18 protein-coding genes and 1 tRNA gene are annotated in these 18,654 nt (G+C 61.2%); 13 read left to right on the top strand and 6 right to left on the bottom strand.

Translation table 11 applies throughout. The features are described from left to right. Positions 1–81: 81 nt before the first annotated feature. The 5 genes from BLS41_RS06770 to acs form a co-directional block, all read right to left on the bottom strand. Positions 82–390 carry a hypothetical protein gene (locus BLS41_RS06770; RefSeq protein WP_074763595.1) on the bottom strand — a complete coding sequence of 103 codons (309 nt, stop codon included), beginning with the start codon at positions 388–390 and terminating at the stop codon, positions 82–84. A 669-nt stretch (positions 391–1,059) separates the two neighbouring features. After that, positions 1,060–1,150, bottom strand: a tRNA-Ser gene (locus BLS41_RS06765). Positions 1,151–1,210: 60 nt separating this feature from the next. Then, on the bottom strand, positions 1,211–3,229 hold the full coding sequence (locus tag BLS41_RS06760) for a sodium:solute symporter family protein (RefSeq protein ID WP_074763594.1): 2,019 nt from the start codon (positions 3,227–3,229) through the stop codon (positions 1,211–1,213). 8 nt (positions 3,230–3,237) lie between these two features. Next, entirely contained in the window at positions 3,238–3,627 is a 390-nt protein-coding gene (locus tag BLS41_RS06755) for a DUF4212 domain-containing protein (protein WP_074763593.1), read from the bottom strand. 202 nt (positions 3,628–3,829) lie between these two features. Next, positions 3,830–5,812: an acetate--CoA ligase gene (acs, locus tag BLS41_RS06750; protein ID WP_074763592.1), complete on the bottom strand. Its 1,983-nt coding sequence runs from the start codon at positions 5,810–5,812 to the stop codon at positions 3,830–3,832. A gap of 543 nt (positions 5,813–6,355) precedes the next feature. On the opposite strand from acs, the gene BLS41_RS06745 reads away from it, so the two are divergent. The 9 genes from BLS41_RS06745 to BLS41_RS06705 all read left to right on the top strand — a co-directional run bounded on the left by BLS41_RS06745 (position 6,356) and on the right by BLS41_RS06705 (position 14,310). Continuing rightward, entirely contained in the window at positions 6,356–7,249 is an 894-nt protein-coding gene (locus BLS41_RS06745; RefSeq protein WP_074763591.1) for a DMT family transporter, read from the top strand. Between the two features lie 339 nt (positions 7,250–7,588). Further along, entirely contained in the window at positions 7,589–8,200 is a 612-nt protein-coding gene (locus BLS41_RS06740) for a TIGR00645 family protein (RefSeq protein ID WP_074763590.1), read from the top strand. 111 nt (positions 8,201–8,311) lie between these two features. Next, entirely contained in the window at positions 8,312–9,835 is a 1,524-nt protein-coding gene (locus tag BLS41_RS06735) for a fumarate hydratase (RefSeq protein WP_074763589.1), read from the top strand. Positions 9,836–10,046: 211 nt separating this feature from the next. Continuing rightward, the gene (gene bfr / locus BLS41_RS06730) at positions 10,047–10,526 is read left to right on the top strand and encodes a bacterioferritin (protein ID WP_074763588.1); all 480 of its coding nucleotides are present in this window, start codon (positions 10,047–10,049) and stop codon (positions 10,524–10,526) included. A 210-nt stretch (positions 10,527–10,736) separates the two neighbouring features. After that, a complete protein-coding gene (murI, locus tag BLS41_RS06725; protein WP_074763587.1) occupies positions 10,737–11,624 on the top strand; it encodes a glutamate racemase in 888 nt (295 codons plus the stop codon). Positions 11,625–11,840: 216 nt separating this feature from the next. Next, a complete protein-coding gene (locus BLS41_RS06720) occupies positions 11,841–12,080 on the top strand; it encodes a (2Fe-2S)-binding protein (protein WP_074763586.1) in 240 nt (79 codons plus the stop codon). 266 nt (positions 12,081–12,346) lie between these two features. After that, entirely contained in the window at positions 12,347–13,084 is a 738-nt protein-coding gene (locus BLS41_RS06715; RefSeq protein WP_074763585.1) for an energy transducer TonB, read from the top strand. A gap of 38 nt (positions 13,085–13,122) precedes the next feature. Next, positions 13,123–13,872, top strand: coding sequence for a MotA/TolQ/ExbB proton channel family protein (locus BLS41_RS06710; protein ID WP_074763584.1), 750 nt, complete (start codon positions 13,123–13,125; stop codon positions 13,870–13,872). A gap of 18 nt (positions 13,873–13,890) precedes the next feature. Then, positions 13,891–14,310 (top strand): ExbD/TolR family protein, encoded by a 420-nt coding sequence (locus BLS41_RS06705; RefSeq protein ID WP_074763583.1) that lies wholly within the window; start codon positions 13,891–13,893, stop codon positions 14,308–14,310. 347 nt (positions 14,311–14,657) lie between these two features. Here the strand turns inward: BLS41_RS06705 and BLS41_RS06700 are convergent, their stop codons facing one another. After that, positions 14,658–15,644, bottom strand: coding sequence for a LysR family transcriptional regulator (locus BLS41_RS06700; RefSeq protein WP_074763582.1), 987 nt, complete (start codon positions 15,642–15,644; stop codon positions 14,658–14,660). A 122-nt stretch (positions 15,645–15,766) separates the two neighbouring features. Between BLS41_RS06700 and BLS41_RS06695 the strand changes: the two genes are divergently transcribed. From BLS41_RS06695 to hemP, 4 genes are all read left to right on the top strand, one after another. Continuing rightward, a complete protein-coding gene (locus BLS41_RS06695) occupies positions 15,767–16,645 on the top strand; it encodes a pirin family protein (protein ID WP_074763581.1) in 879 nt (292 codons plus the stop codon). Between the two features lie 336 nt (positions 16,646–16,981). After that, positions 16,982–17,380, top strand: coding sequence for an OsmC family protein (locus tag BLS41_RS06690; RefSeq protein WP_074763580.1), 399 nt, complete (start codon positions 16,982–16,984; stop codon positions 17,378–17,380). A 76-nt stretch (positions 17,381–17,456) separates the two neighbouring features. Continuing rightward, positions 17,457–17,939 (top strand): SRPBCC family protein, encoded by a 483-nt coding sequence (locus BLS41_RS06685; protein ID WP_074763579.1) that lies wholly within the window; start codon positions 17,457–17,459, stop codon positions 17,937–17,939. A gap of 242 nt (positions 17,940–18,181) precedes the next feature. Continuing rightward, entirely contained in the window at positions 18,182–18,442 is a 261-nt protein-coding gene (hemP, locus tag BLS41_RS06680; protein WP_074763578.1) for a hemin uptake protein HemP, read from the top strand. Positions 18,443–18,654 lie beyond the last annotated feature (212 nt).

Raw genomic sequence — 18,654 nt, 5'->3', positions numbered from 1 at the left:
TTAGATTGGCGCAATCGGGCCGTGAATAGCTGGGTGGGTTCAGAAAACCCACCCCTGCCAAAGCCCAAAGGGGCGGGTAGGTTACTGGCCGGGGGTCTTCGGCGCGCCGCCTGCCGGTTGCCAGTTCGCAACCTTCGCAACTTCCTCGATGCCCGTCTCGTTCGGGTTGCCATCGTCGTTGGTCAGGCCGAACTCTGCCGCATGCTCACGGAGCCACTTCCTGATTGCGTCCTTGACACTCTTGCCCCTGCCCTGCGTGACAGCCAGCCACGCATTGACAGCAGCGGCGAGCCTCGGCGCGTAGCGTGGGTGTTTGGAGTTGAGATAGTCCGGCGCATCCGTTGCATCGGGAAAGAAAAACCCGTCTTTATACCTCGCGATGCGAGCCACTCGCGAATGTCGTCAACGTCCACGGTGGTCAACTTCCAGTCAGGTGCAACACGATAGATAATCGACCGTCGCACCTTGACGACATGAGGTTCGGCAATGTCCCAAGCCTGCGCGGCGTCATCGTCTCTTACCGTGACTTTCTGCGCATACGCTTCACCCTCGCCCGGCTCCTCGTCCCACCCCGTTCCCATGCTGAGCGGCGTATCGTTGCCTTTCAGCGTGCGGGCATTAACCGCATTGACCAGCGCTGCAAATGCAGTGTGAATCCATGTGATCCCGTTACTGTCGGTCATTCCGGTTTGCTGGTTCTTGAACTAGTCGCCGCTTTCATCAACCGAGTTTGGGTCGAAGCCTGCGACTAGTGCCGCCTGCACAACGGTCCGCGGATCAACCAGACTCCACAACGGATTGATGTTTGTACGAATATGGGCTGTTTCACGTTGCCCCCAAACGCTCGCTGTGGTCTTAACGATGCGACCGCAGCAGAAACTGCGCGCCCCAGACAAGCCGGATTCTAGCGGAGTGTGGCGAACGTGCGACGGGTCGCGACGGACAAGAGAACTCGCCATGCCAGCCATGAAATCTTGCCTGATGATGGGCTAATTGATGAGCCGACAAAAACAAAAGCCCCGTAAGTCGTTGAACTTACAGGGCTTTAGTGTTCGATTCTGGCGGAGAGACGGGGATTCGAACCCCGGATAGGTTATTAACCTATACACGCTTTCCAGGCGTGCGACTTAAACCGCTCATCCATCTCTCCGGCGGGGAGCCGAATTATAGCAAACTTCGCGCCTTATGCCACACCCCTGTGCAAACCCGTTCAAGGATGCCGGATATAGTCGACCAGCGCGATCGTATAAGCATCCGGTTTCCGGTCGATCAGGCTCACCCCGATCGCCACCAGAAACCCCGCCGGCACGCCGAATACGCCGGAACTGATCGGCTCTATGCCGAACCATCGTCCGCCGGCGAAACCCGTCAGCTGCGTGAAGAACGGGTATGTCGACACGATGTAATAGATGCACACCACCAGCCCCGCCACCATGCCGGCGACCGCCCCAAGCCGCGTCGTGCGCTTCCAGAACACGCCGAGCACCAGCACCGGAAACAGACTCGACGCCGCCAGCGAAAACGCCGCCCCCACCAGAAACAGAATGTTCCCCGTATTCAACGACGCCACATACGACGCGAACAATGCGACCCCCAGAAGCAGAATCTTCGAGATCGTCACGCGCCGCTGACTCGACGCGCCCGGATCGACCATGTGGTAATACACGTCGTGCGATAAAGCATTGGCGATGGTGAGCAGCAAGCCATCGGCCGTGGAAAGCGCTGCGGCCAGCGCGCCCGCCGCGATCAAGCCCGACATCACATACGGCAGCCCCGCGATTTCTGGCGCGGCGAGCACGACCATATCGGGCTGCATCTGAATCTCGCTCCAGCGCACGATGCCGTCGCCGTTGATATCCGCGAGGCTGATCAGGCTCGGCTCGACCTTGCGCCATTGCGTGAGCCACTGCGGCAGATCCGAAAAATGATGGCCGACCAGACTCGTCAGAATTTCATACTTGATCAGCACCGCGAGCACCGGCACGGTCAGATAAAACAGCGCGACGAAAAATAGCGTCCAGCCGACCGAGCGTCGCGCGGAGGCCACCGACGTCGTCGTGTTATAGCGCGTCAGGATGTGCGGCAAGCTCGCCGTCCCCAGCGACAGACACAGCAGCAGCGACAGAAAATTGCGCTCATGGGTGCGCCGGTCTTCGTCGCCGGTAGCGGGAAACGGTTCGTGCATCGGCACCGGCGCGGCCGCGCGCATCAGCATTTCATCGCGGCGTTGCGTCCACACGATCTGCGCGGCGGCGGCATCGCGTGGAAACTGTTCGAGCGCCCTCTCACGTTCCTTGATGTCGCGCAACGGGCCGTTATGACGGCGTAAATCGGCCACCTCCCGCGTGAGACGCTGCTTTTCGTCGACGAATGATTGCGGCAACGTGTCGAGCCGCATCTGCATCAGCGTCGCGCGGCGTCGGTAATCGTCGCGCACGGTCTGTTCGAGCGGCGCGTCGCGCACCTGTTTCTCCAGGCCTTCGATGCGCTCCATCAAACGGCCGTAGCTGAATTGCGGCACCCAGCCGAGGCCGTCCTTATGCGCAATCATCGATACGGGTATCAGGATCGCGGCGATCAGGATGATGTACTGCGCAACCTGGGTCCATGTCACCGCACGCATGCCGCCGAGAAACGAGCACACCAGAATGCCCGCGAGTCCGCAGAAAATGCCGACCGCGAAATCCACGCCGATAAAGCGCGTGGCGATCAGGCCGACGCCCTGAATCTGCGCGACCAGATAAACGAACGAGCAGAGAATCGCGGCGAGCGCCGCGAGTCCGCGTACCGCGTTGCTCGAAAAGCGCGTGCCGAGGAAATCGGGAATCGTGTAGCGCGCGAGCTTGCGCACGTACGGCGCGAGCAAAAACGCGACGAGGCAATAGCCGCCGGTCCAGCCCATCAGATACGCGAGACCGTCGTATCCGGTGGCATAGATCGAGCCGGCGAGACCGATGAACGACGCCGCCGATAACCAGTCGGCGGCCGTCGCCATGCCGTTGAACGCGGACGGCACGCGCCGCCCCGCGACGTAGTATTCGACCAGATCGGAGGTCCGCGACAGCACGCCGATCACCGCATACACGGCGATCGGCACGAACAGGAACACGTAGCCGATCCACACGCCCGGACCCGTGGTGCGCTCGATGCGCCACATCACGTAGATGAAAAGCAGGAAACCGAGCGTATAAAGCGCGTAGGAACGGATGAGTCGATGCGTCAGTTTCATCGAGTGGCTCAGCGTCCGCGATCGGGTTCGTTCAACGGCAGGCTCGCGTTGGCTTGCCTGCGTTCGTTGATATCGGCATCGAAAGCACGTTGCAGCCGACGGTCGGCGAACTGCATCAGCACGATATACACGACGATCAACGCCAGGTAGATGAGGATCGCGCCCTGCGCACCAAAGTAGAACGGCAACCTGAAGCCGCCGATCCGCAACTGTGACAACGCGGGCGCCATCAATGGCAATACGAACGAGACGACGAAGCCGAGCGCCATCAGCGTCGTGATCAGCACGAGATTGAAACGCCAGTAGGTTCGATGCGCGCGCGCCATCGCCGCCGAGACCGGAGGCGGTTCGGGCGCGGGGTTCAGCGTGGCGTGAGAGGAGTGCTGCGGCGCGGTCATGCGCCTATGTATCAAAAAGCCACCGCGCAGGCAATCGGGATTGACCGCGCGGTGGCTTTGGGAGGCTGACTCAACGATCCGCGTGAGGCGGGATCATGTTGGTGCGACGAACGCGAGTCGAACCCCTATGGTCGTCAGAACCGGTCAGGTCGCAAACGTGTGACTCGACACGCTTCGACCTGGTACCCGACAAAACCAACCGTCACAACGACTCGCCGAGTTGATCGAGAATTGCCGGATTCTCCAGCGTGGACACGTCCTGCGTGATCGCCTCGCCCTTCGCCAGCGAGCGCAACAGGCGACGCATGATCTTGCCGGAGCGCGTCTTCGGCAGATTCTCGCCGAAGCGGATGTCCTTCGGTTTCGCGATCGGCCCGATCTCCTTGCCGACCCAGTTGCGCAGTTCGTTGGCGAGCTTCACCGCTTCTTCGCCTTCCGGACGAGCGCGCTTCAGCACGACGAACGCACAGACCGCTTCGCCCGTGGTTGCGTCGGGACGGCCCACGACCGCTGCCTCGGCGACGAGCGGATTCGACACCAGCGCCGACTCGATCTCCATCGTGCCGAGCCGGTGACCCGACACGTTCAGCACGTCGTCGATCCGGCCCATGATCGTGAAGTAGCCGGTTTCCTTGTCCCGCACCGCGCCGTCGCCGGCGAGATACAGCGTGCCGCCGAGTTCTTCAGGGAAGTAGCTCTTCTTGTAGCGCTCGGGGTCGCCCCACACGTTACGCAGCATCGACGGCCACGGACGTTTCACGACCAGAATGCCGCCCTGCCCGTTCGGCACGTCCTGCCCGGTTTCGTCGACGACCGCAGCCATGATGCCCGGCAGCGGCAGCGTGCACGAACCCGGCACGAGCGGCGTCGCGCCCGGCAGCGGCGTGATCATGTGACCGCCGGTTTCGGTTTGCCACCACGTATCGACGATCGGGCAGCGGCCGCCGCCCACGTTCTCGTGATACCAGACCCACGCCTCCGGATTGATCGGCTCGCCGACCGTGCCGATGATGCGCAGCGTCGACAGGTCGTAGCTCTTCGGATGCACTTTCGGATCGGCGTCGGCGGACTTGATCAGCGAGCGGATTGCCGTGGGCGCCGTGTAGAACAGCGAGACCTTGTGCTTCGCGATCATGTCCCAGAAGCGCCCCGCGTTCGGGTAGGTCGGCACGCCTTCGAACACGACCTGGGTGCCGCCGAGTGCCAGCGGACCATATGTGATGTAGCTATGCCCGGTGATCCAGCCGATGTCGGCGGTACACCAGAATACGTCGGTGGGCTTCCAGTCGAAGGTCCACTTCAGCGTTTGCGCGGCCCACAACAGATAGCCGCCGGTGCTGTGCTGCACGCCCTTCGGCTTGCCGGTCGAACCCGACGTGTAGAGAATGAACAGCGGATGTTCCGCGCCGACCCACTCGGGCGCGCACTGATCGGATTCGGCTTCGGCAAGCTCATGCATCCACAAATCGCGGCCTTCGTTCCACGCGACCTTGCCGCCGGTGCGTTGATAAACGATCACGCTCGTGACCGCTTCGCAGCCGCCCATCGCGAGGGCTTCGTCGGCGATGTTTTTCAGCGGCAGCGCTTTGCCGCCGCGCATCTGTTCGTCCGATGTGACGAGTGCGACCGCGCCCACGTCGACCAGCCGTTCGTTGAGCGACTTCGACGAGAAGCCGCCGAACACCACCGAGTGCGTCGCGCCGATGCGCGCGCAGGCCTGCATCGCGACGATGCCTTCGATCGACATCGGCATATAGATCACTACGCGGTCGCCCTTCTTCACGCCGCGCTTTTTCAACGCGTTCGCGAAACGCGACACGCGTTGCAGCAGATCCTGATAGGTGACGTTGGTGACGGTGCCGTCGTCGGCTTCGAAGACGATCGCGACGCGCTCGCCGTTGCCCGCTTCGACGTGACGATCGATGCTGTTATACGACGCGTTCAGTTGACCGTCTTCGAACCACGTGTAGAAAGGCGCTTTCGATTCGTCGAGCACCTTGGTGAAGGGCTGTTTCCAGCTCAGCGTTTCGCGGGCGAGGCGCCCCCAGAAACCTTCGTAATCGCGCTCCGCTTCGGCGGCGAGCGCCCGGTATGCGTCCATGCCGGAGATCGCCGCGCCGGCCGCTGCTTCAGCGGAGGGCGGGAAAACACGGCGTTCCTGAAGAACCGATTCAATCGCAGACATCGACAACCCCTTGGTGAAGATGAAACGTCAATCTGTGCCGACGCGCGACTCGCGCGTCAAGTGTTGCTACGTTTTCCGAGCCGCTGCCGGGATTCGACAGGCGGCGCGCTGTCTTCCATGTTCGCGCTCTGGGCGTGATCGCTGGCCGCTGATCGCCGCGTCGCCGTTCGTTTGCACGACATGCTCATGCGGCATCGCAACAAGAGTCAATGCGTGCCGCACTTTCTCGCGCGTGTTCAAACATAAGCGTTGCAACTTACCGTCCACTTACGCGAGCGGCATTGGCTCGCCAGCGAAAACCCTTAGAGCGTGATGTGCAGGTCATGCTCTGCAAGCCGACGCAATCGATGCATCGCGCGCATGCTACGCGTCGGCGCACATTCATGTATTCGAGCCGACACATTCATCCATCGAAGCAGCCTACGACGGACACACGGCAAGTATCCCGCATGCCGCCACACCAGGTGACAGTCGGCGCGTTTCTTTACGCTGCCTCACACGGCCTCTTACAATGCTAACTGAACTAGCCGTCTGGATTCCAGCTTGAATCGCTACTCCCTGCTTCTCATTACCTCGATGCTGCTGGTCGGCAGCAATGTCGGCATCGGCAAATCGATCGTCGAATTCGTCCCCGTCCCGCTGTTCGCGCTATTGCGTTTTGTGATCGCGATGGCGGTTTTGTGGCCACTGCTGCGCGTCGCCAAACTGCGCCGCGTCAAACGCGACGAGTGGATCAATCTGTTCCTGCAGGCGCTGTTCGGCACCTTCGGGTTTACGCTGCTGATGCTCAATGGCGTACAGCGCACCAGCGCGGTCGCAGCCGGGGTCATCACCAGCACGATCCCCGCGGTCGTTGCGCTGCTGTCGTGGCTGATCCTCAAGGAGCGTCCGAACGGGCGCGCACTCGCGTCGATCGTGCTGGCAATCGTCGGCGTCGTGGTGATCAATCTCGTGCATGTGCAGGAGAGCGCGGGCGGCGAGACGTCGCTCGCGGGCAATCTGATGGTGCTCGGCGCAGTGTGCTGCGAGTCGCTTTACATCATCCTGTCGCGCCGTCTCACGCAAACCCTCGAGCCGATCGACATCTGCGCGTACACGCATCTGTTCGGCCTGCTGCTGATGCTGCCGTTCGGCGCGGGCGCGCTGACGCACTTCGACTATCGCGCGGTGCCGGTCAGCGTGTGGACGCTGGTGCTGTGGTACGGGCTGTCGGCCAGCATCTTCTCGTTCTGGCTGTGGATGAAGGGCATCCGGCACGTGCCGGGCAGTCTCGCGGGCGTGTTCAGCGCGGTGCTGCCGGTGGCGGCGGCGATCTACGGCATCGCGTTTCTCGGCGAACGGCCGACGCTCGCACATGGTTTCGCGCTTGCCTGCGTGATCGTGGGGATCGGGCTCGCCAGTCTGAAGCCGAAGCGGGTGCCGCCGGTCGCATCCTGACCGACGGGCCGCCGAGGCCCAGCTGCGCGTTTCGCCCGCAACGCGCGGCGCGGCGTGTGATCATCGGCGGCGGTTCCCGTCGACACGTCGCGACACCCCTCCCGCCATCTGTCAAGCACCGATCCGCCACGCTGCCCGCCGCGCCGCAGCAAACCAGGCCGACGCTGTACAATAGCGCGCCTGACGCGAGCTTTTCCGGCCTCTCCCGGCCATGCACCGCGTCGTCGGCGCCCGGTTTTGCGTGTCCGGTTTCTGTGCTGCGCCTGGTCAACGGCCCGCACCTCGAGTCCGCGCGTTTCGCCCCTGTTCCGTCACCTGCGTTTCATCTGACACTTGCCTATGTCCGCTTCGCGACCCGACCCGACCCGTCAGCGCCGCCCGATGCGCCCGCTGCCCGCCATCATTTTCATGAGCCGCTGGCTGCAGGTGCCGCTCTATCTCGGCCTGATCGTCGCGCAGGCGGTCTACGTCGTGCTGTTCATCAAGGAGGTCTGGCATCTCGTCACGGCCTCGATGACGCTCGACGAAACCAACATCATGCTGGTCGTGCTCGGACTGATCGACGTGGTGATGATCTCGAACCTGCTGATCATGGTGATCATCGGCGGGTATGAAACGTTCGTGTCGCGCCTCGGTGTAGAAGGTCATCCGGACGAACCGGAGTGGCTCGACCACGTGAACGCGGGCGTGCTCAAAGTCAAACTGTCGATGGCGCTGATCAGCATCTCGTCGATCCATCTGCTGAAGACCTTCATCAGCCCCGACCAGAATTCGACGCATACCATCATGTGGCAGGTGATCATCCACGTGGCGTTCCTGGTGTCGGCACTCGTGATGGCGCTGGTCGACCGTCTCACCACCCATACGCATCCGAAGCATTTCGAAGAGCCCGCGGTGCTGCACGCCGTCGGTTCGGTTAAAGGTTCGACTCCACTGAAAGCGCACGACTGACACGCACTCGACTGCGTGTCAGAAACAAAAGTTTCCGTCCCTAAGGCGCGCAACCGGCCGCATTGCACTGCGATCGGAACAGAAGCGCCGCTGTCCCCACTGAGCCTAGCTATGACCGTCATCAAACAGGAAGATCTGATTCAGAGCATTGCTGATTCGCTTCAGTACATCAGCTATTACCACCCGCTCGATTACATCCAGGCACTCGGCCGCGCGTACGAACTCGAACAGAGCCCGGCCGCGAAAGACGCCATCGCCCAGATTCTCACCAACAGCCGCATGTGCGCCGAAGGCAAGCGCCCGATCTGCCAGGACACCGGCATCGTCACGGTGTTCGTGAAGGTCGGCATGGACGTGCGTTGGGACGGTGCGACGATGGGCGTCACCGACATGATCAACGAAGGCGTGCGCCGCGGTTACCTGAACCCGGACAACGTGCTGCGCGCGTCGATCGTGAGCCCGCCCGAAGGCGCGCGCAAGAACACGAAGGACAACACGCCGGCCGTGATCCACTACGAGATCGTGCCGGGTAACACCGTCGACGTGCAGGTGGCGGCGAAGGGCGGCGGCTCGGAAAACAAGTCGAAGTTCGCGATGCTGAATCCGTCGGATTCGATCGTCGACTGGATTCTGAAGACCGTGCCGACGATGGGCGCCGGCTGGTGCCCGCCGGGCATGCTCGGCATCGGCATCGGCGGCACTGCCGAGAAAGCGATGGTGATGGCCAAGGAATCGCTGATGGACCCGATCGACATTCAGGACGTGATCGCTCGCGGCCCGAAGGACTGGATCGAAGAACTGCGCGTCGAACTGCACGAGAAGGTCAATGCGCTCGGTATTGGCGCACAGGGTCTCGGTGGTCTCGCCACCGTGCTCGACGTGAAGATCATGGCCGCGCCGACGCACGCCGCGTCCAAGCCGATCGCGATCATCCCGAACTGCGCGGCCACACGTCATGCGCACTTCACGCTGGACGGCTCGGGCGTCGCGAAACTCGAAGCACCGTCGCTCGACGCATGGCCGAAAGTGCAGTGGGAACCGGACACCGAAAAGAGCCAGCGCGTCGATCTGAACACGCTGACGCCGGAACAGGTTGCTTCGTGGACGCCGGGTCAAACGCTGCTGCTGTCGGGCAAAATGTTGACGGGCCGCGACGCCGCGCACAAGCGTATCGCCGACATGCTCGCCAAGGGCGAAAAGCTGCCGGTCGACTTCACGAACCGCGTGATTTACTACGTCGGCCCGGTTGACCCGGTTCGTGACGAAGCGGTTGGCCCTGCAGGCCCGACCACCGCCACGCGCATGGACAAGTTCACCGAGACCATGCTGTCGCAAACCGGTCTCATCTCGATGATCGGTAAAGCGGAACGCGGCCCGGTTGCCATTGAAGCCATCAAGAAACACAAGGCGGCTTATCTGATGGCAGTGGGCGGCGCGGCGTATCTCGTGTCGAAGGCGATTCGCAGCGCCAAGGTCCTCGCATTCGAAGACCTCGGCATGGAAGCCATTTACGAGTTCGACGTCCAGGATATGCCGGTAACAGTTGCCGTCGATTCGACCGGCACTTCGGTGCATCAAACCGGCCCGAAAGAATGGCAGGCAAAAATTGGAAAGATTCCAGTCGCGACAGTCTGATTGCAATTCGACCGATAATCAGATGAACTGAAAAACAGAAACCGGGGCCACGCGCCCCGGTTTTTTTATGGTGAAATGAGAACAATACGCATCACGCAAAAAACCTTGAAAATCAAGCGTGAAACTGCATTTTTGCCTTGGCTTTTTGGCCTTCGGCGTTTATTGTTCTGGGAAATTGAAACCGCTATATAAACCCTCCACAGGACACATCATGCAAGGCGATAAAAAGGTCATCGAATATCTCAACTCGCAGTTGAAAAACGAACTGACCGCCATTAACCAGTACTTCCTGCATGCGCGCATGTATCGTCACTGGGGTCTGGAAAAACTGGGCAAGCATGAATACGACGAATCGATCGGCGAAATGAAACATGCCGACTGGCTTATCGAACGTATTTTCATGCTCGATGGTCTGCCTAATCTGCAAGACCTGCATAAGCTGCTGATCGGCGAAGAAACCAAAGAGATTCTGGAATGCGACCTGAAGCTCGAACAGATTTCGCAGAGCACGTGTAAAGAAGCCATCGTGTATTGCGAATCGGTTCGCGATTTCATCTCGCGCGAAATCTTCGTCAAGATTCTCGACGACACCGAAGAGCATATCGACTGGCTGGAAACGCAAATCGACCTGATCGACAAGATCGGCATTCAGAACTACCAGCAAAGCGCGATGGGTTCGGTCGAATCCTGATCGACCCGGCGCTGAAGCACATCGCGCCGCTTATGAGTCGAGTCGTGGGCCAGTTCATTGCTCGACTCATGAGAACCGCTCAAATGCCATGGCATCCGCCATGGCATTTTTTTCGCGTGCGCCATGACGCGCGAGGTGCGGGCGATATACTTGCGCATCCCGCTTACCCCAATTTCCTTCGACCGCGCGTGATACGTGCCCTCGCCGCCTATGCCTGAACAATCGCCGTCTCCTGCTGTCAGGACGCTCACGCCGGATGCCGCTTCGCGCGCGCCGGTCGGCATTTTCGATTCGGGTCTGGGCGGTTTGTCGGTACTGCGAGCGGTCCGCGCGCAATTGCCCGACGAAGCGCTGCTGTACGTAGCCGACTCGCTCTACGCTCCGTACGGCGAACGCGACGACGACTTCATCACCGACCGCACGCTCGCGATCGGCGAATGGCTGGTCAAGCAAGGAGCGAAGGCGCTAGTGGTGGCCTGTAACACGGCGACCGCCCAGTCGATCGCCGAAGTTCGCGAAAAGCTGACCATTCCGTTGGTGGGCGTCGAACCGGGCATCAAACCTGCCGCGCTGCAATCGAAAACCCGCGTTGCTGGCGTGCTGGCCACCCAGGTGACCCTGCGCAGCGCCCGTTTCCAGGGGCTGCTCGAACGTTACGCCGCCGATTGCCGCTTCCTATGCCAACCGGGCCACGGGCTTGTGCAGGCGGTGGAGCGCTGCGATATCGGCTCGGCGGAATTGCGCGCGCTGCTGCGCAGCTACCTTCAGCCGATGCTCGACGCGGGCGCCGACACGCTCGTGCTCGGCTGCACGCACTATCCGTTTCTCGATGGGGTGATCCGCGAAATCGTGGGCGACCGGCTCACACTGATCGACACCAGCGTGGCGATTGCCCGCCAACTGGAACGTGTGCTCGATCAACATGGCCTGCGCGCTGCGCCGGAAAAAGCAGCCTCTGTTCTGCCCCGTTTTTACTCGACGGGCGACGGCAGTCATCAACAGCAACTGGCCGCCACTCTTCTCAATATAGAGACAGATGTCGAGACGGTGCTGATCCCGTCGCGCCGTACGTCAGCGCCGGATTCCCAAGCCGCATAAACAGCGCTGTATCTATCGTCAGAACATCTTCCCGACGCGTTTTTGCGTGTTTTCCAAGCGCCTGTTCATCGGCGCGCATCCACCGCCAGAAGCCGCTGTGTAGACGAAACCCTTCTAAGAGTCTGGTTTTGTTACAAAAAATCATGCACGACGCTTGCCAAACGGCCCCAACAGAATGATAATAATTCGCATTAACGTTAGCTATGACGCCCTGCCATGATTGTCTGTGTCTGCAAATCTGTTTCTGACCGAACGATCCGCTCGTCGATCGCGGACGGCATCGATTCGTTCGACGAGCTTCAGTTCGAATTGGGTGTCGCTTCCTGCTGTGGCAAGTGCGCGGAATCTGTGCGCGACGTGATGATGCAAAGCGGCGTGTGCGCAAGCCGCTGTGGCGTGGAGTATCATCAGACGAATGCCGTACCGCTGACGTTTTACGAACGCAAGGCCGCCTGAAACACTACTTCGGCGCGGTGTGAGCCGCGCCCTGAAGTGCCGGTCGCTTCCTTGAAGTCCCGCTTCGTTCGCTGTTACGTTTTATCCCACTGCCGTCAGCAAGCCAGTACCCGTACCAGCCAGCTACCCCGCTCACCCGTTAAAAGGAGTTTGAGATGGAATTGCTGATTGGTTTCGTGACTACTTTGTTCATTTCGCTGCTGATCTTCCGAACATGACGATGTCTCGTTGGACGCGCTGCCTCGACAGCGCGCTGCCCCACTGAAATGCAGGCCTCGCATACCGCTACCGCCGGCGCTCCGCCGGCTTCGTCCGTCCGAACGAATTATCGCGCGCTGACCGCGACCGCCATTGTGGTGGGCGTTCACGTCGCGTTGCTCGCCGTGATCCTGACCTTGCGCAATGAGCCGGTGCAGGTCGCGCTCGAATCGCACGTGATGACCGCGCAATTGCTGCCGCCCGCGCCTGTCGCTGCGCCCGTCGCGATGCAATCGATCGCGCCGCCGCCGCCCAAGCCGACGCCGCCGGTTCATACGAAGCCGAAGGTTCAGCCGAAGCCGACTCCGACACCCAAACCGACGCCCACGCCATTGCACGAGGCTGCCGCGCCGTCGCCCACGCCCGTTGCGGCGCCGGACCCGACGCCGCCCGCGCCCGCCGCTCCGGCCACGCCGCCTGCTGCGGCCGCGCCGGCCATCGGTCGTCAGACGATGGAAATCAGCGCGCCGAAAAACGTGTCGCACCTGGAATGCAATATCGGCAAACCGGATTACCCCGCGCTCTCGAGGCGTCGTGGAGAAACCGGCACGGCCTATGTGAGATTCGTGGTCGGCCTGACCGGCAAACTCGAAGACATCGAGCTCAAAAAGAGCAGCGGCTTCAGCCGTCTCGATGACGCAGCGCTCGCCGCCGTGCGTTCAAGCGCCTGCAAACCCTATCTTGAAAACGGCCAGCCGATTCGGGCCGCGTACAACCAGCCTTTCGCCTTCAGTCTCGACGATTGAAACCGAACTGAAGCAGATTTTAAAAATAAGGAATTGCAATGCAAAACTACGGACTGGCGCACGTGTGGGCGCAAGGGGATTTCGTGACGCGCGGTATCGCGCTCGCCCTGTTGATCATGTCGGTGATGTCGTGGAGCGTCATCGTCATTAAAGCGTGGAACGTGATGCGCCTGAAGCGTCTCACGAAGAATGCCGAACAGGCGTTCTGGCATTCGGACGATCTCGCCGACGGCATCAAGAAGCTCGGCGCCGGTTCGTCGACGCCGCACGACAACCCGTTCCTCGCGCTCGCCTTGTCGGGCCAGGAAGCGGCCGATCACCATCACCAGACGCAGCCGCATCTGCATGACCGCATGGACGTGTCGGACTGGGTCACGCGCTGCCTGAAAGACACGATGGATGAAAGCGTGTCGCGCATGCAGAGCGGCCTCGCGATTCTCGCGTCGATCGGCAGCACGGCGCCGTTCGTCGGTCTGTTCGGTACGGTGTGGGGTATTTATCACGCGCTGCTGGCTATCGGCGCAAGCGGCCAGTCGTCGATCGACCAGGTCGCAGGCCCGGTCGGCGAAGCGCTGATCATGACCGCGTTCGGTCTGTTCGTCGCCATTCCGGCCGTGCTCGGTTACAACGCACTGACGCGTGCCAACAAGGCAGTCGTCGCCAAGCTGAGCCGCTTCGCACACGGTCTGCATGCATTCTTCGTGACCGGCGCACGCCTGTCGTCGTCCAAACGCGGTACCGGCGCGGCCGCCTCAGACGGCCTGCGTCTCGCGACCCGCGCCAACTAATCGACGAGGCTTTTTCCGATGGCAATGAGCCCCTTCGCCGGCGACGATGACGACGGCCTGATGAACGAAATCAACATGACGCCGCTCGTCGACGTCATGCTGGTTCTCCTGATTGTTTTCATGGTGACGATTCCGGTGATCCGTCACGCGGTCAAGATCGATCTGCCGCATGCAAGCAGTCAGAAGGAAGATACGAAGCCCGCGCAGGTCACGATCGCGATCGACGCGGACGGCAACGTCATGTGGGACGATCAGAAGGTCGACGACGCGACGCTGAACGCAAAAATCGCAGCGGCCGCGCAAGCGGAGCCGCAACCGGAATTGCATCTCGACGCAGATCGCAAGGTTCCGTACGAGAAAGTGGCGCAGGTGATGTCGGCGGCGCAAGCTGGCGGTCTCACCAAGATCGGCTTCGTCACGCAGCCCGCCAAAAAATAAGAAAAGCCCTTGTTTCAAGGGCTAAAAGTAAAAGGCCTTCATCGTCAGATGAAGGCCTTTTTTTGTGCGCACTCGGCGCCTTCGGGCGGCGGGATCATTTGCCCTCGGTCGAAGTATGAGGGCCACTAGAATCATCGCATGCGACGGCCGTGATCGACACGGACAGCGCGGTCAGCCCTATCAGGCCGACTATCATAGCGGCCATGAGTTTTCGCATAAGAGACTCCTTAGCGAAGGGATTTCAATATAGGCCCGTGAACGCGCGCATTCAAGAAAACGGTCATTGAAAGTACTCATGACAGGCCGCGCTTAAATGCTAAAAACGATGCTGCAATGCGTAACAGCGGCTAGATCGCCGTCGCCATCGACGCTTGTGCGGCGGCTTTGGCTTCGCGCACCGGGCACTCGTCCATGATGTGTTTTCCATCGTCGGGATCGAGCATTTCGACAAGATAATCGACGAACGCGCGCACCGCCGGCACCATCCCCTGCCGCGACACGAATACCGCGTACAACTGCGGCGTCGGAAAAGTCCATCCCGGCATGACCGGCGACAACTGCCCCGCGCGCAATGCGGAGCCATACATCATCTCCGGCAAGGCCGCGATACCGACGCCCGACAGCACGGCTTCGCGGATCGTCATCAGATCGGCAGTCACGAGGCGCGGATCGTGTTCGTGCGCGTGACGTGTGCCGTCGGGCGAAATCAGGTTGTACACGTGGCGTCCGTCGCCGGTCGGCACATCCAGCGTTTCGAAGCGGTTCAGATCGGCGGGCAGCAACGGCGGCGCATTCTGCTGCAGCAGGCTCGGCGCACCGACCAGCATCTGCTGCGTGCGCCACAGCGGCCGCACGACGATGTTCGCGTTTTCAGGCGGATCGGAACGCACGCGCAGCGCGACGTCGATCGAATCCTCGAACAGATCGACCACGCGATTCGTCACCCGCATCACCACTTTCACTTCGGGATAACGGTGCATGAATTCGGGCAGGATCGTCGACAGAATGGTTTGCGAGATCGTGACCGGCACGCTTACGCGCACGGTGCCGCGCGGCGACGAACGCAGTTGCTGCACCACGTTGACCGCCGCCTGCGCCTCGCTCAGCATCGCCTGACAGTGCTGATAGAACAGCTGGCCGGCCTCGGTCAGCGCCAGCTTGCGCGTGGAACGCTGCAGCAAACGCACGCCCAACGATGCTTCCAGCTCCGTCAGACGGCGCGATAGCCGCGACTTCGAGATGCCCAGTACGCGTTCTGCGGCCGAAAACCCGCCATGCTCGACGACCTGCGAGAAGTACATCAGGTCATTCAGGTTGTGTGAATCGATCTTCATCTCATCGTTCCAGTAATAGAACAATCCATTGCGTGACGGCGGCTGGCACCTCGAAAAACGGTCCCTATAATAGCTCCATGTTTCAAAAATAACGCTATTCCCCATTTTTCAAGGTGACTTTAATGAGCTCGGCACGCACGATCGAACGCACGTTTCCCGCCGTCCGCACGACCGAAGGCGGCGGCTTTATCGTCCACCGCCCGTTTCCGACCCGCTTGCTGATGGATTTCGATCCGTTCCTGCTGCTCGACGAAATGGGTCCGATCGACTACGCGCCAGGCGAAGCCAAGGGCGCGCCCGATCATCCGCATCGCGGCTTTGAAACCGTGACATATGTGCTCGAAGGCCAGTTCGGCCACAAAGACTCGGCGGGCCATTCCGGCACCCTGCATGCGGGCGACGTGCAGTGGATGACCGCCGGCGCGGGCGTCGTGCATAGCGAAATGCCCGACCCGTCGTTCGTGCGTACCGGCGGCCGCGTGCACGGTCTGCAACTGTGGGTGAATCTGCCGCGTCGCGACAAAATGATCGCGCCGCGTTATCAGGAAATGCCGTCGTCGAGCATTCCGGTCGCGACTTCCGCGGATGGCAAGGTGCGCGTCAAGGTGATCGCCGGCGAGGCGCTCGGCGTGAAGGCCGCGATCGAAACACGCACGCCGATCCTGTATCAGCATTTCTCGCTGCAACCCGGAGCAACGATCACGCAGCCGGTGCCCGCTGACTATCGCGTGTTCGCTTATGGGCTGTCGGGCAAGGGCTTTTATGGCGAAGGCGAAGCGCGGCAGGAAATCGACGCGCAGAAGATGGTGGTGTTCCAGAACGATGGCGACTCCGTCACGCTGACGGCGGGCGCAGAGCCGCTCGAGGTGCTGCTGCTCGGCGGCGTGCCGCTGAAAGAACCTGTCGTGCGGTACGGCCCGTTCGTGATGAACACCGAAGACGAAATCCGCCAGGCGGTGATCGATTACCAGGCCGGACGGATGGGCGAGATTACGCATTGAGCGTTCGCGCAATTCGAGCGGCGGTGGCGAGAGGTGGCGACAAGGCACGTGAGGTTGCTGTAGGCGTGCATCACTGCCGCTGCGGCTTCCCCGTCCGCTGAGGGTTCCCGGCTTGCCCGGTCGATGCCAGCGGTCAGTGCGCAGCGATCACGCCAGGCCGTAAAACGCACGCTACGCCCTTCCGCGCCGAACCGCGACGCGCTCCATCACGCGGATCACCCCAGGCCGCTATCCCCGGTAATTTCGTTCACAATAGCGGCTCAGGCCGCGCGCCGCGCCGTCTCATTGCAATGAACCTGGGCGCGCGGCGACTTTCCGTCCTGTTCAGGAGCGCGCATGGCAGAGTCCACCGTCACCGCCCACATCGGTTCGACGAATTTCCAGGTCTTATTTGACGACGGCAAGCACACGTGGATCGCCGACGAACCCGAGTCGCTCGGCGGCGGCGATCGCGGCCCGACGCCCGTCACGCTGTTGCTGTCGAGCCTCGGCGCGTGTACGTCGATCACACTGAAGATGTACGCCCAGCGCAAGCAATGGCCGCTCGCCGACGTTCGCGTGACGCTGTCGATCGAAACCGGCGCCGAAGGCTCGACCATCGACCGCAGGATCGTGCTCGAAGGCGATCTGTCGGACGAGCAGCGGGAACGGCTCTTGCAAATTGCCAATGCATGCCCAGTTCACAAGATCCTCACGCATTCCATCACGATCCGTTCGGGCCTCGCCGTCGCCTGACGCGCGGCGATTTGAAGAAGCGGCCACGAGTGAGCGGGCCGCACGTATCGCAACGCTTTCATAGGAAGCTGTCGTCTTGAATTTCGAACACCTTATCCAGATCAACGATCCGTTGAATCCCTTTGTCGACTCGATGACCCGCGACCAGTTGTGGGAGGGTCTCGTGCTGCGCGCCGAGCAACCCCAGCTGTTCGTGCTCGGGCTCGATAGCTGCACGATCGTTTCGCGCGAAGGCAATGTGCTCGAGCGCGAACTGCATTACGGCAAAGCCACCGTACGCGACCGCGTCACGCTGGAAGACGGCCGCAGCGTGCGCTACGACATCCTGCCGACTGCCGACCATGTGGGCGGCTCGCTGACCATGACCATCGAGCAGCCGGACGAGTTGCAACTGTTCCTGCGCTTCGAATACGCGACCACCCTGCCTGTCTCGACCGATCAGGACGCCGTGCAGACGCAGGAAATCGTGAAGTCGGCGTATCGGGAGAACGATATCGATACCGTGCGGCTGATCCGTCAATACGTGCAGACGAAGCAGGAGCCGGGCTCGCTGCATTAAAAGCCGTCAATCGCCGCTGTATGTGAACATCGCGCGGGCGCCCTGCCCGCGCCGCCGCGTGCGGGTCCGCTGAACTGCATATCCGCCGATGACGAGGCCATTTGACACGACCGGCCTCGCTCAGCTCCCTCCTCGAATTCATCTAACTATCGAAACTCAAAACCGATCAATTTCTCTTTCTTGTAAATGGGAATAGTTATCATTTAGAATTAATCCATCGAATCGACGAACACCTAAAACGAATGACCGATCTCAACCGAACCTCTACCCTCAGCCTGCGCCGTCCGGCAGCCGCGCTGACCAGCCGTCCGAAAGCTTCGACGGCGAGCACCTCCGCGGCGAAGCCTGCAGCGGACCGTGCGAGCGGTTCGGCGGAGACCTCAGAGCGGTCGGTGCGCAGCGACGCACTGCTGCAAGGCCACAGTCACATCAGCATCTTGCATAACGGCGAAACCTACCAGCTGCGTGCTACGCGCTTAGGCAAGCTGATCCTGACGAAGTAACGAATTGCAGTCAGTACCGGGTATTGTGGGGACCACCTCCCAGAGAGGTGTTAGGCAGTAGCCAGCCACGACGGCTTGCACGTGAGAACTAGACCCCTTCGTGCAGACACCAAGCCAGCCGTCGCAGCAAGCCAGGCCGCTTTTTTCGGTCCTCACCGACGCGATTGCACGACATGCCGTGCAATGCTCAATGCAGAAAACGAAAAGCCGTG

Origin of the sequence: Paraburkholderia fungorum (assembly GCF_900099835.1) — a bacterium.
Taxonomy (GTDB): Bacteria; Pseudomonadota; Gammaproteobacteria; order Burkholderiales; family Burkholderiaceae; genus Paraburkholderia; species Paraburkholderia fungorum_A.
This window is presented reverse-complemented; position numbering and strand designations above follow the sequence as displayed.